The organism is Serratia odorifera, from assembly GCF_041448735.1.
Lineage (GTDB): Bacteria > Pseudomonadota > Gammaproteobacteria > Enterobacterales > Enterobacteriaceae > Serratia_F > Serratia_F odorifera.
The window spans coordinates 1-12,907 of sequence record NZ_JBGMUT010000009.1 but is presented as its reverse complement, the minus strand read 5'-3'; the positions used below and the strand labels follow the sequence as shown (position 1 = coordinate 12,907).

At 57.7% G+C, this 12,907-nt stretch carries 11 protein-coding genes and 1 tRNA gene; 1 reads left to right on the top strand and 11 read right to left on the bottom strand.

Features of this window, described 5'->3' with window-relative positions; all coding sequences use genetic code 11:
- Positions 1-45: 45 nt before the first annotated feature.
- The 10 genes from ACCC84_RS18625 to nnr all read right to left on the bottom strand — a co-directional run bounded on the left by ACCC84_RS18625 (position 46) and on the right by nnr (position 11,260).
- On the bottom strand, positions 46-246 hold the full coding sequence (locus ACCC84_RS18625) for a DUF2065 domain-containing protein (RefSeq protein ID WP_004955982.1): 201 nt from the start codon (positions 244-246) through the stop codon (positions 46-48).
- Positions 247-312: 66 nt separating this feature from the next.
- Positions 313-1,317, bottom strand: a complete 1,005-nt coding sequence (gene hflC / locus ACCC84_RS18620) for a protease modulator HflC (protein ID WP_004955984.1) — start codon at positions 1,315-1,317, stop codon at positions 313-315.
- 3 nt (positions 1,318-1,320) lie between these two features.
- Positions 1,321-2,574, bottom strand: coding sequence for an FtsH protease activity modulator HflK (hflK, locus tag ACCC84_RS18615; protein WP_004955985.1), 1,254 nt, complete (start codon positions 2,572-2,574; stop codon positions 1,321-1,323).
- Between the two features lie 113 nt (positions 2,575-2,687).
- Positions 2,688-3,968, bottom strand: coding sequence for a ribosome rescue GTPase HflX (gene hflX, locus ACCC84_RS18610; RefSeq protein WP_004955986.1), 1,281 nt, complete (start codon positions 3,966-3,968; stop codon positions 2,688-2,690).
- Between the two features lie 98 nt (positions 3,969-4,066).
- Positions 4,067-4,375, bottom strand: a complete 309-nt coding sequence (gene hfq, locus ACCC84_RS18605) for an RNA chaperone Hfq (protein WP_004955988.1) — start codon at positions 4,373-4,375, stop codon at positions 4,067-4,069.
- Positions 4,376-4,609: 234 nt separating this feature from the next.
- Entirely contained in the window at positions 4,610-5,554 is a 945-nt protein-coding gene (gene miaA, locus ACCC84_RS18600; protein ID WP_088499848.1) for a tRNA (adenosine(37)-N6)-dimethylallyltransferase MiaA, read from the bottom strand.
- On the bottom strand, positions 5,547-7,430 hold the full coding sequence (gene mutL / locus ACCC84_RS18595; protein WP_371902158.1) for a DNA mismatch repair endonuclease MutL: 1,884 nt from the start codon (positions 7,428-7,430) through the stop codon (positions 5,547-5,549). Before mutL ends, miaA begins: the two co-directional genes overlap by 8 nt.
- Before the next feature lie 21 nt (positions 7,431-7,451).
- Positions 7,452-9,257 carry an N-acetylmuramoyl-L-alanine amidase AmiB gene (amiB, locus tag ACCC84_RS18590; protein ID WP_004955994.1) on the bottom strand — a complete coding sequence of 602 codons (1,806 nt, stop codon included), beginning with the start codon at positions 9,255-9,257 and terminating at the stop codon, positions 7,452-7,454.
- Positions 9,258-9,264: 7 nt separating this feature from the next.
- Positions 9,265-9,735 carry a tRNA (adenosine(37)-N6)-threonylcarbamoyltransferase complex ATPase subunit type 1 TsaE gene (gene tsaE / locus ACCC84_RS18585; RefSeq protein WP_039991288.1) on the bottom strand — a complete coding sequence of 157 codons (471 nt, stop codon included), beginning with the start codon at positions 9,733-9,735 and terminating at the stop codon, positions 9,265-9,267.
- 13 nt (positions 9,736-9,748) lie between these two features.
- Positions 9,749-11,260 (bottom strand): bifunctional ADP-dependent NAD(P)H-hydrate dehydratase/NAD(P)H-hydrate epimerase, encoded by a 1,512-nt coding sequence (gene nnr, locus ACCC84_RS18580; protein WP_004955997.1) that lies wholly within the window; start codon positions 11,258-11,260, stop codon positions 9,749-9,751.
- Between nnr and queG the strand changes: the two genes are divergently transcribed.
- Positions 11,259-12,398 (top strand): tRNA epoxyqueuosine(34) reductase QueG, encoded by a 1,140-nt coding sequence (gene queG / locus ACCC84_RS18575; protein WP_088499847.1) that lies wholly within the window; start codon positions 11,259-11,261, stop codon positions 12,396-12,398. The two genes, nnr and queG, sit on opposite strands and share 2 nt — an antisense overlap.
- A 308-nt stretch (positions 12,399-12,706) precedes the next feature.
- Here queG and ACCC84_RS18570 read toward each other — a convergent pair.
- Positions 12,707-12,782, bottom strand: a tRNA-Gly gene (locus ACCC84_RS18570).
- Positions 12,783-12,907 lie beyond the last annotated feature (125 nt).

Genomic DNA, 12,907 nt, shown 5'->3' with positions numbered 1-12,907 from the left:
TTTCAGCACTTTTAGCATACGATTGCGTATTTTTTCGGCTACACTTCAGCCACCAAGGCGCGTGCTCAACATATAGTAGATAACGATGCCGGCAACCACTATTCCGCCGCCAAAACGGCGCAGCGTGGCGTCGGGCAATTGCGTCATTGCCAGGATCATTTTGCGCCAGGCCTGTGGAAACAGCATCGGCCCCAGCCCTTCCAGCACCAAAACCAGCCCAAGCGCCAACCAGATCGTCGAATTCATGCTTCCCCCCGCAAAAGAAAAAGGCCCGCGATTAAACGGGCCCTGATAACTAGGATGCCTTTGGCATTACTTACGCGTCGAATCCGGCGACTTCATGTAGCGGAAGAAATCGCTGTCCGGGCTGAGTACCATCACGTCCTGGTTGTTTTTGAAGCTGGCTTCATAAGCACGCAGGCTACGGATAAAGGCATAGAAGTCCGGATCCTGACTGAACGCGTTGGCGAACAGTTTGGCAGCTTCGGCATCGCCTTCACCACGGGTGATACGAGCCTGACGCTCGGCTTCCGCCAGGGTACGGGTCACCTCGTAATCCGCGCTGGCGCGCAGCTTCTCGGCTTCTTCCTGACCCTGTGAGCGCAGACGACGAGCGACCGCTTCACGTTCGGCGCGCATACGCTGGTAAATCGCATCGGACACTTCCGCCGGCAGGTTGATCTGCTTGATACGGACGTCGATAACTTCAATACCCAATGCGGCCATGCTGTTCGGGTTGACCTGCGGCTGCTTGCCGGTAGTTTCCCGCTCAACGCGCGCTGCTGCAGAGGCGATAGCGTCGTCGGCTTCGGTGGTGGCAACTTCTTCGCCATCGCCGACGGTGCCGGTGTTCAGCGCATCACGCACGTCGGACATCAGCTTGCCGCGCGAGTCGGTAACGATATCCTTCACGTCCAGACGACCGATTTCGGAACGCAGACGGTCACTGAATTTACGTTTCAGCAGCACTTCGGCCTGGGAGACGTCGCCGCCGCCGGTTGCCAGATAGTAACGGCTGAAATCGCTGATGCGCCACTTCAGATAGGAGTCAACGATCAGGTCTTTCTTCTCGCTGGTCACAAAGCGATCGGCCTGGTTGTCCATGGTCTGGATACGCGCATCCAGGTTCTTCACGGTCTCAATGAACGGGATCTTGAAGTGCAGACCCGGCTCATACACCAGCGGTTTATTTTCGCCGTCACGCAGTACCTTGCCGAAGCGCAGGACGATGCCACGCTGGCCTTCCTGCACCACGAACAGTGAAGCAAAAAGCGCCACCAGCACCACAATGACGATAACTACAAAAGACTTACGCATTGATTATTCTCTCCCTACGCGAGTGGTATCGTCACGCTGCGCATTTGCCCGGCGTTGGTCCATGATCGTACCGCTGTTCTGCGGTCTGTTGCCGGCATTGCCGCTGGCAGACGGAGCGGGGTTGAGACGAATCAGGCTGGTGTCCTTATTGCCGCTGTCTGCCGCTGCGCCGGTCTGGCCGCGCAGCATCTGATCCAGCGGTAACACCATCAGATTGTTGCCTTTGTCACTCACCAGCACCTTGCGGGTATGGCTCAGGACTTTTTCCATGGTTTCGATATACAAACGCTCGCGGGTAATTTCCGGCGCAGACTTGTATTCCGGCAGCAGCTTGGCAAAGCGCGCGACTTCACCCTGTGCTTCCAGAACCGTACGGTCTTTATACGCCTTTGAATCTTCCAGCAGACGCTGCGCCTGGCCGTTGGCACGAGGCTGAACTTCGTTGGCATAAGCTTCTGCTTCACGAATGTACTGCTGTTCGTTTTCACGTGCGGCAATCGCATCATCGAACGACGCCTTGACCTCTTCCGGTGGACGCGCCGCCTGGAAGTTGACGTCCAGCAGCGTGATCCCCATGTTGTAAGGACGAATAGTCTCTTCCAGCATGCGTTGCGTATCGTTACGCACCACGGTACGGCCTTCGGTCAGAATACGGTCCATCGAATACTTGCCGATCACCCCGCGCAGCGCGCTGTCGGTAGCCTGACTCAGGCTGTCGTCCGCATTCACCACGCTGAACAGATAGGCTTCCGGGTTGGTCACGCGGTACTGCACGTTCATTTCCACCCGCACCACGTTTTCATCGGAAGTCAGCATCACGCCGGACGCCGCCAGTTCACGAACCGACTCCACGTTAACCGGGCGTACCTCATCAATGAAGGTCGGCTTCCAGTTCAGGCCCGGTTGCACCAGGTGGCTGAACTTGCCAAAACGCGTCACAACGCCACGCTCGGCTTCCTTGATGGTGTAGAAGCCACTGGCTGCCCAGATAACCACTACCGCCACTGCCGCGATACCGATGATACGGCCGCTGAAACGCGGGCCGGATGAACCGGTACCGCCACTATTATTGCCGTTGGAGCCTTTGCCGCCGCCCAAACCACTCAGCTTCTTGCTCAGTTTGCGGAAGATGTCATCCAAATCAGGTGGCCCTTGTTCACGACCGCCTTTGTTACCGCCAGAGTTGCCGCCATTATTATTGCTGCTCCCCCACGGGTCGCGGTCCTGTCCGTTATTACCGGGCTGATTCCACGCCATGTTTTAGCTCCATTATTCTGTGATTGGGTACTTCAGGCTTATACGCCGGCCGCCGCAACGCTGCGACGCCGATCGTGCCTACAGACCGAGCGTACAAATGTAACAGGATATGATCATACGATAAAGTTAATCAGTTCCTGTTCCTGTTTACAAAGGCGACGCCACTCGACGATCGGCATGCGCACAACCATGCCAATGCTGCCGTCCTCTTCGATCCACTCTTTCTCTATCGCCTGAAGCTGGTAAAAACGGCTACGAAGACGGCCTGCCTCTGGCGGTAAGCGCAGTTCATGTTGCGCGATTTCCCCCGATAAGCGCTCCGTCAACGCCTGAAACAGCAACGGGATACCTTCTCCGCTGGCGGCAGACAGCCACACCCGGATCGGTAAATTTTCTTCGTTGCGGTCGATACGCGGCACAAAATCGTCCAGCATATCTATTTTGTTCATCACTAACAGTGTAGGGATCTCATCCGAGTCAATCTCTGCCAGCACGGTATTCACCGCTTCAATGTTTTCATCCACGCGGGTATCCGCAGCGTCGATAACATGTAACAACAGAGAGGCCTGACGCGTTTCTTGCAGCGTCGCCTTAAAGGCAGCAACCAGATCGTGCGGCAAGTGCCTGATGAACCCTACGGTATCCGCCAGCACCGTATCGCCCACATCCGCCACGTCAATGCGGCGCAGCGTTGGATCCAGGGTGGCAAATAGTTGATCCGCCGCATACACGTCGGCAGAGGTAATTCGATTAAACAGGGTAGATTTACCGGCATTGGTGTACCCCACCAAAGATACGGTGGGTACATCGGCGCGGGTACGCGCACGGCGGCCTTGTTCACGCTGCTTTTCCACCCGCTCCAGGCGGCGCAGAATCAGGCTGATGCGATCGCGCAGCAAACGACGGTCGGTCTCCAACTGGGTTTCCCCTGGCCCGCGCAGGCCGATCCCCCCTTTCTGGCGCTCAAGGTGAGTCCAGCCACGCACCAAACGCGTCGCAATATGGCGCAGCTGCGCCAGTTCTACCTGCAGCTTGCCTTCGTGGGTACGGGCTCGCTGGGCAAAGATATCGAGAATCAACCCGGTGCGATCGATCACGCGGCATTCACATAGGCGCTCGAGATTTCTCTCCTGCGCCGGGGAAAGGGAATGATCAAACAGGACAACAGATGCGCCACTGGCTTTAACTGCATCTGCAATTTCTTCGGCCTTTCCTTCACCGACAAAGTACTTGGGATGTGGGGCTTTGCGGCTACCAGTAACCACTTGCAAAGCGTCTACACCCGCGGAAGAGACCAGCGATTCGAATTCACTGAGGTCTTCGGTGTCTTTGTCCTGCGAGAAATAGATATGAACCAGTACGGCCTGCTCACCGGCTTCATAACGGTCAAACAAGCGTGCAACCTCTCAAACGGACACAAACCGTGAGTTTGGGGAACACAGGCAGCACTTTACTGCCCATGTTCCCCGACATGGTTGTCTTGCAACGCGCTTTACTCAGCGTCATCGCTTTCCTGCTGCGGCTGTTGCGGCGCAGACGGATTATTACCATGGTGATAGTTACTGGTGCCGCCGCTCGGATTATTGCTATGGTGCGAAACCGGGCGTGACGGGACAACGGTAGAGATAGCGTGCTTATAAACCATTTGACTCACTGTGTTTTTCAACAGGATGACAAACTGATCAAAAGACTCAATCTGGCCTTGCAGCTTAATACCATTCACCAAATAAATAGAAACCGGAACACGTTCACGACGCAATGCGTTCAGGAACGGATCTTGCAAAGATTGCCCCTTAGCCATTCTATCTTTTCCTTATTTGCTTGTTGTTTGTAACTAAGAACCTGTCGGCTCTAAAATAAACGACGTAAAAAATTTGCGCGCTGAATACTCATCAATTGTACACAATCACTCAACCTATGCACTATATCCTTCATCTTTCAAGCCTGTAACGGCGTTGGCTGTACGCATTACCCCCTCACTCAATGCTTCGAGCTGCTGGGTTTCCTACGTTAGCCTGCTGACTACAACCTGAAATCAACGGGATAAAACCACCTGTGTTACCGAGTCCAAAGCCTCTCCCGGCTTTTCACTGTCCAGCCAATGGACCGACTCCCAACCTCGTAACCAGGTCATTTGGCGTTTGGCCAACTGACGTGTTGCGCAAATACCACGATAAACCATCTCATCGTAACTAATCTCGCCAGAAAGATATGACCACATCTGGCGGTAACCGACACAGCGAATGGAAGGCAAATCCGTATGCAAATCACCCCGCGCAAAAAGTGCGCGCGCTTCCGTTTCAAAACCTGCCGCCAACATTTGATGGAACCGCTGCTCAATGCGTTGATGTATCAACTCACGGCTGGTCGGCGCTATCGCAAATTGGTGAACATGATACGGCAACGATTCACCCGAAATTTTAGTCAGTTCCGTTAAAGTTTTACCCGAAATAAAAAAAACTTCCAGTGCTCTGGACAGTCTCTGCGGATCATTCGGATGAATTCTCAGTGCGGCGACCGGGTCAATGGCCTGTAACTGACGGTGCAAAGCTTGCCAACCTTCGGCTTGCGCCTGCCGTTCAATGCGCTCGCGCACTGCCGCATCGGCAGCCGGCAACGGCGACAGGCCATCCAGCAACGCCTTGAAATACAACATGGTTCCACCCACCAGCAGCGGGATACGCCCGGCGGCGGTGATGTCGGCCATTTCCTTCAGGGCATCGGCACGAAAATCGGCGGCGGAGTAAACCTCGGCGGGATCGCGAATATCAATCAGCCGGTGCGGTGCCTGCGCCAATTCTTCTGCGCTGGGCTTGGCGGTGCCGATATCCATGCCACGATAAATCAGCGCGGAATCCACGCTGATCAGTTCTACCGGCCAACGTGCGCGCAACGCCATTGCCAGCGCGGTCTTGCCCGATGCCGTAGGCCCCATGACGAAAATCGCCGGGGGACGTGATGCTATTTCAGTTTCAGTCATGCGTAAGGGCTGCCAGTGCAGCCTGTAAATCAACAGGTTGTAAAAGTCCGGCCGGTGGCGATTTGACCAGCTGCGGGCAAAGTCGTTCAACGTCGGTCAATAATTGTATCGCTTGCGAGCTGTTCCACTGTTGATGTTCGCTGCCTATGTGGCGGGCGATCCAGGTGGCCAGCACCGTCGGCGACATCTCGTGATGTTCGGCCAGATAGCCTAACAGTTCCGGTATCAGTTTTTGTAAATTTTGTTGGCGTAATGGTAAAGGCACTGCGCGCAGCGTCACACGCCCGTGATCAACCTGCAGCTCCAGCCCCATTTTCACCAGCAACGCCTGGTGCCTGGTACAGGCCGACGCCTCGTTGTTGCGCAGCGTCAGCTTGAGCGGGATCAGCAGCGGCTGCGGCCGCAGCCCCTCTTCCGGCGGGTTCAGCTGCGCCTGACGCAGCCAGCGTTCGGCCACCGGTAAATTGAGTAACGCCAGCTGCTGGCGCTGCTCCAGCAAGGCGTAGCACGGCGGATAGACCATCAGCACACGGCCAAAGCCATGCTGACTGCCGGCCAGCGGCATTTCCTGCGCGGCCTTCGGCGCGGGGAACAACGGGACCTTCGCCGTCTCGACCGCTGGCGTAGCTGCCGGCTCGGTCGTCGCCTGCATCAAACGGCCGTACAGCTCCCCTTCGCGCTTTTGATAGCCGGAAGCGCCGCCGTGGTACGGCTGCGGCGTACGTTCACGCGCCGCCGTCGGACTTGCCGCAGACGGTTCGCGGCGCGGGGCCGGCTGGGAAAAATGATTGCCACCGGCCGCAACGCGGTTTTCCGGCTGCCATGCCGGCGCGGGGTCTGGCGCATCGGTTGCTTCTGCCAGCGGTAGCGGCGCGCTGCCGAGCTGTTGCAATACCGTGGTCACCGCCTGATAGATAAAATCATGCACCAGCCGCGCCTGATGGAAGCGCACTTCATGCTTGGCGGGATGCACGTTAACGTCCACCTGATGCGGATCCACCTCGAGATACAGCACATAGGCCGGCTGCTGGTCGTCTTTCAGCTGATCCTGATAGGCCTGGCGGATCGCGTGGTTGATCAGGCGATCGCGCATCATGCGGCTGTTGACGTAACAGTATTGCAGCTCGCCCAGTTGCCGCGCGCCGGCCGGATCGGCCACCCAGCCGCGAATGGTCAAATCGCCGTGTTGCCAGGAAATCGCCAGCGCATGCTGCAAAAACGCCGGCCCGCAAATACTGCCAAGACGGCGCTCATGCTGGCTTTCTTCCTTCGCCGCACGGTACTGACGCATCAGCTTGCCGTTATGACTGAGGTTGATCGCCACATCGAAACGCGCCAGCGCAATGCGCCGCACCACTTCATCAATATGACCGAATTCGGTTTTTTCGGTGCGCATGAACTTGCGCCGCGCCGGGGTATTGTAGAACAGGTCGAGCACTTCAACCGTGCTGCCCACCGGATGCGCCGCCGGTTTGACCATCACCGCCTGATCGCGCCCTTCGGCGTAGGCCTGCCAGGCCTCCGGCTGTTCGGCGGTGCGTGACGTCAGCGCCAAACGTGACACCGAGCTGATACTGGCCAACGCTTCGCCGCGGAACCCCAGGCTGACAATGGCTTCCAGATCGTCAAGCGTGCTGATTTTACTGGTGGCATGACGCGCCAGCGCCAATGCCAGATCGGCCTTGCCGATGCCACTGCCGTTGTCGCGGATACGGATCAGCTTGGCGCCACCGCGCTCAATATCAATATCAATACGCGTCGCGCCGGCATCCAGGCTGTTTTCCACCAGTTCCTTCACTACCGACGCAGGCCGCTCCACCACTTCTCCGGCGGCGATCTGGTTGGCAAGCTGTGGTGGCAACACCTGGATTGGCATACTGGTTCCTCGAGAGTGGCGTTACGCCTGTGGAATGGTCAATGTCCGATCCAGCGGCGCAACGTCCGATTTCAGTTTATTGGCGCTTTTTAATTCACGGACGCTCACGCCATAACGACTCGCAATTGATGACAGCGTATCACCGCGCACCACTTTATGTCTGGACGGTTTCTTGCTGACCGGTTTCGCCTTGGCAACGCTCTGACTGCCGGCGGCGTGGCCCGCCGGCACTTTCAGGCGCTGGCCAACCCAAACGCCGTCTTTCTTCAGATGGTTCAGGTCGCGCAGCGCCGCCATACTGGTGCCGTAACGCCCCGCGATGCCAGAGAGCGTTTCCGCCCGTTTCACCACGTGGATCTGGGTCTTACCCCGGTAACTGCTGTTGCCGACGGAGCGGGTAGTCACCGGCTCCGGTTGGCTGACGTCTGGTGTAGATTCATTAACCGCCGCTGCGACGTCCAGCGGTCGGTTTTCCACCTTTGGGTCGGCTTGTAGCGGATGCGACAGGAAATAGCTGCGCAGGCCGCGATGGATCGCCTTGGCTATTTTCTCCTGATACGCGCTACTGCCCAGCAGTCGCTCCTCCGAAGGGTTACTGATAAAGCCGGTTTCCACCAGCAGGGACGGAATGTCCGGTGAACGCAGCACGCCAAGGCTGGCTGGCTGCGGACGGCTCTTGTGCAATACGCCGATGGTTTGCATTTCACGCAGTACTTTGGTCGCTACGTCATAGCCGACGCGCTGTGAATGGCCGAACTGCAGATCCAGTACCGCCTGGCTGAGATAAGGATCAGCCTGGCTATTGGCCAGCAGATCGCCCGCACCGCCCAGCAGTTCGGATTGCTTTTCATGCTGTTCCAGCCAGTTGGCCATTTCGCTGTTGGCGCGACGGTTGTTCAATACCCAGACCGAGGCGCCGGTGGCGCTGCGGTTTGGTGCCGAGTCGGCGTGAATTGATACCAGTACGTTAGCACCATGCTTGCGCGCCACGTCCGAGCGGCCCATGACCGAAATAAAATAGTCGCCGTTGCGCGTCAGTACCGGCTTGAACATCGGATCGTCGTCCAGCAACGTCTGCAAGCGGCGCGCGACGGCGATGGTGACGTTCTTTTCACGCAGGCCGTTCGGCCCGATGGCGCCGGGATCCTGCCCGCCGTGGCCGGCGTCAATCGCCACCACCACGCGGTTGCCGGAACCGGCTGACACCCGGCTGCTGCGCGGCGTATCCGCCGTTGCCGTACCAGACACCACCGCCGGTTTGTTGTTGAACGGATTGGACGCCGAGGAGCTGGTCGGCGCACGCCGTACCGGCTCGGCCGGTTCCTCGATAAGCACCGGTTGGCGAACCGCCGGCTTGCTGACAATCGGCTTGCTGACCGTCGGCGCCGGAGCCTGACGAGTGGTGGTCGACGCTCCGCCTTCCGCCGCGATGGTAAAGACCACGGTATACAGGTTACCGTTTTGCCGCGTTACCGCCCGCGTTTTGGCCCGCTGGGTCAGATCGAACACCAAGCGCACGCTTTGCGCATCTTTCGGCGTGCTGGAACGAATGCTCTTCACCAGGTTTTGACCGCTGAAGTTCAACGGCAGGCCGTTGACCTTACCGCTCTGGTTGACGTCCAGCACTACGCGCTCAGGCCCGTGCAGCGGGAAGAATGCGTACGCCGGCGGGCCGTTGAAGCTCACCGAAACGGTAGCCTCACGCTGCGCATTGGTCACCTTGATGTCCGCCAACGATGAGGCCGCGGCTAGCGCATTGCCGGCGCCAGACAGCCCCAGGCTCGCCAGCAGCGTCACCAGCAGGATTCGTTTTAATCCATACATCATGTTGGCGTCATCCCTGTTGCCCGTGGATTCGGTCGATGAGTTGGTGGCCATGGGCAGAAAGCGGCACAATGCGCGCTTCTCGGCCCCGATCGTGGTAGCTCAGGTGCAATGCCAGATCCGGCTCCGGCAATACGCCAGTGCCCTGCTGCGGCCATTCCACCAGGCAGATGGCATCCTGCGCGAAATAATCGCGGATGCCCATAAATTCGAGTTCTTCCGGATCGGCCAGGCGATACAGATCGAAGTGATACACCGCCAGCGGTTGCAGCGCATAAGGCTCAACCAGCGTATAAGTCGGGCTTTTAACATTGCCCTGATGACCCAAGGCCTGCAAAAAACCGCGGCTGAAGGTGGTCTTCCCCGCCCCCAGGTCGCCATAAAGGTAAATGACGCTGGCGCGATCGCACGCCTTCGCCAACGCGGCACCCAATGCAACAGTCGCTGCCTCATCCGGCAGAGGTAATACGAGTTCTTTCATTCGATAATATCTATTATGCCAACTGAGGATTAACGTAATGAGGGATTTCGAGCAACAGATCGGTTGCCAGCAATCCTCTTGTTCCTTGTCTGTCTGCCACTCTATCGGCGGCGGCGCCATGCACCACACAACCTGCGCAGGCGGCATCATACAGCGAGAGCTTTTGTGCCAGCAAACCGCCGATAATGCCGGCAAGCACGTCTCCCATACCGCCGGACGCCATACCGGCATTGCCGACGTCGGCAATCGCCATTTCGCCATGTTCGCCAGCAATCACCGTACCCGCACCTTTTAATACCACCACGCCGCCATAGTTTGCCACCAGGCGCCGTGCGGCAAGTAAGCGATCACTTTCAATTTCTGCCGTGCGGCAGCCCAATAACCGCGCCGCTTCACCGGGATGTGGCGTTATCACGCGATTCTGACGCTTCTCGGGATTTATTGCCAGCAGGTTAAGTGCATCGGCATCCCATAATGCTGGTTTATTACTGCGCTGAAGGATTTTCAGCGCATTCTTACCCCAGTCTGCCTGGCCCAAGCCGGGGCCGACCACCAGCACATCGGCCCATTCCAGCGCCTGTTGCAGACTGTCGTCAGTCAAACGCTGCGCCATCAGCTCTGGCCGTGCGGCCATCAATGGCGCCAGGTGTTCCGTGTGAGTAAGCACTCGCACCAATCCGGCACCGCTGCGCAGCGCAGCTTCTGCCGCCATGCGTATCGCACCACCGAAACCGAGATCGCCGCCAACCACCAGCAGGCGCCCATGTTCTCCCTTGTGCGAGCATGGCCGGCGTGGTCGCAGCCAGCCCGACAGATTCGCCGCCGACAAACGCTGTATCGGCGCCGGTTGCTGCGCCAGCCAGTCAGATAATCCTAGCGTAGTCTGATGAAGTTGCCCGACCCAATCACGCGCCTGTCCGGTTAACAACCCTGGTTTCAGGGCGATAAACGTCAGGGTATGGGCGGCGCGTATCACCGCCCCCGGCGCCGCGCCACTCTGTGCCAGCAAACCGGAAGGGATGTCCAGCGCGACAATCGGCAGGCCGGTACGGTTGGCGGCTTCAATCAGCGCATCCATCGGCGCACGCGGCGCGCTGCCCAGCCCGGTCCCCAACAGACCATCGATAATCAGGTCAATATCGTTCGGCCAGCGGCTGTCGGCCGGTTGAATTTCTCCACCGCCGTCGAGCCAGGACTGTCGTGCCTGCGCGGCCTCTGGCGGCAGCGGTCGCGCCCCTTGGCAGGCGATCAGCGTCACCCTGATACCGGCGGCGGCGGCCAGCCCCGCCACCACGTAACCGTCACCGCCATTATTACCGTGACCGCACAGCACCAGCCAGTGACTGCTGGCCGGATAGCTGTCTCGCGCCAGCTGGTAAGCCGCAGCGCCGGCTCGCTGCATCAATGCATACAGAGAGAGGCCGAGCGAAGCGGCAGCGGCCGGTTCGGCCTGGCGGATCCAGTCCGCAGACCAGACAGAGTGTGGTAAACTGGAGCTGTATTGTTTCTCACTATGGCTCGTCATGACACACCCTCTCGATCTCAATCAACTCGCCCAACATATCAAGCAATGGGGGCAATCGCTAGGATTCCAGCAGGTTGGCATCTGCGATACCGATCTGAGCATGGAAGAGCCAAAGTTACAGGCATGGCTGGACAAGCAGTATCACGGCGAAATGGAATGGATGGCACGCCACGGCATGCTGCGTGCACGGCCGCATGAGCTGTTGCCTGGTACGCTGCGGGTTATCAGCGTGCGTATGAATTACCTGCCGGCCAAAGCGGCTTTTGCCACGACCTTGAACAATCCACAACTGGGGTACGTCAGCCGTTATGCGCTGGGCCGCGACTATCACAAACTGCTGCGCCAGCGGTTGAAAAAACTCGGCGAACAGATCCAGGACTACTGCGGTGAACTGAATTTCCGGCCGTTTGTCGATTCCGCGCCGGTAATGGAGCGCGCCCTGGCGTCAAAAGCCGGTATTGGCTGGGTTGGCAAGCACTCACTTATTCTTAACCGCGAAGCCGGTTCCTGGTTCTTTCTCGGTGAGTTGCTGATCGATTTGCCACTGCCGGTGGACCAACCGCAGGAAGAACAATGCGGCCGCTGCGTTGCCTGTATTACCACCTGCCCAACCGGCGCGATTGTCGCGCCCTATACCGTTGATGCCCGACGCTGCATTTCGTATCTGACCATCGAACTGGAAGGTGCGATACCGGAAGAGTTCCGCCCGCTGTTGGGCAACCGTATCTACGGCTGCGACGACTGCCAGCTTATCTGCCCGTGGAACCGTTTCTCACAGTTGACCGATGAGGACGACTTTAGCCCCCGTGCTGCGCTGCATGCGCCGCAGTTGATTGATCTGTTTGGCTGGAGCGAAGAAAAGTTTTTGCGCATTACCGAAGGCTCTGCCATTCGGCGCATTGGCCACCTGCGTTGGTTGCGCAATATTGCCGTGGCGCTGGGTAACGCGCCCTATCAGGACAGCGTGGTGCTGGCGCTGCGCTCGCGGGTGGGTGAACACCCGCTGCTGGATGAACATATTCACTGGGCGCTGGAACAGCAACTGGCGCGGCGCGCTCAACAGGGCGTCGAGGTACAAGGCAGCCAGAAAAAACGATTGATTCGTGCGGTGCAAAAGGGATTACCGAGGGATGCGTGATAGCAATAACCAATCCGCAGAACAACGCGACAACTCGCCCTGTGGACTTGTGCATAAAAATAAAAATGCTTTGTCTTTCAAACGTAACAAAAAGAGCAAGTGATCGGTATAACGTTTTTGAATATTTAAATATGATTTAAAATCAACAAGATAAATATTTCATTTGTATGGCGTTGCTTTTTTGCTCAGATGATATTATGCACAGCTTCTGTGGATAACTCTGTTTACAGAATTTTTTCCGCCGCTTGCAAACGAGGCAGGAAAGCGCACCGGCTGGGGATGAGTGAATATTTAAGGGGGGAGAAAATTGGAGCGGGAAACGAGGCTCGAACTCGCGACCTCAACCTTGGCAAGGTTGCGCTCTACCAACTGAGCTATTCCCGCACACAAGAGATGCTTTTGGCATCCAGCCAAAAAATTGGCCTTTGAAATTTTGGAGCGGGAAACGAGGCTCGAACTCGCGACCTCAACCTTGGCAAGGTTGCGCTCTACCAACTGAGCTATTCCCG

Bases quoted from the DNA above. Each gene is read 5' to 3' on its own strand.
- nnr (WP_004955997.1), bottom strand. From the start codon at position 11,260: ATGACGAGCCATAGTGAGAAACAATACAGCTCCAGTTTACCACACTCT.
- tsaE (WP_039991288.1), bottom strand. From the start codon at position 9,735: ATGAAAGAACTCGTATTACCTCTGCCGGATGAGGCAGCGACTGTTGCA.
- mutL (WP_371902158.1), bottom strand. From the start codon at position 7,430: ATGCCAATCCAGGTGTTGCCACCACAGCTTGCCAACCAGATCGCCGCC.
- ACCC84_RS18625 (WP_004955982.1), bottom strand. From the start codon at position 246: ATGAATTCGACGATCTGGTTGGCGCTTGGGCTGGTTTTGGTGCTGGAA.
- queG (WP_088499847.1), top strand. From the start codon at position 11,259: ATGACACACCCTCTCGATCTCAATCAACTCGCCCAACATATCAAGCAA.
- hflK (WP_004955985.1), bottom strand. From the start codon at position 2,574: ATGGCGTGGAATCAGCCCGGTAATAACGGACAGGACCGCGACCCGTGG.
- hflC (WP_004955984.1), bottom strand. From the start codon at position 1,317: ATGCGTAAGTCTTTTGTAGTTATCGTCATTGTGGTGCTGGTGGCGCTT.
- hfq (WP_004955988.1), bottom strand. From the start codon at position 4,375: ATGGCTAAGGGGCAATCTTTGCAAGATCCGTTCCTGAACGCATTGCGT.
- amiB (WP_004955994.1), bottom strand. From the start codon at position 9,257: ATGATGTATGGATTAAAACGAATCCTGCTGGTGACGCTGCTGGCGAGC.
- miaA (WP_088499848.1), bottom strand. From the start codon at position 5,554: ATGACTGAAACTGAAATAGCATCACGTCCCCCGGCGATTTTCGTCATG.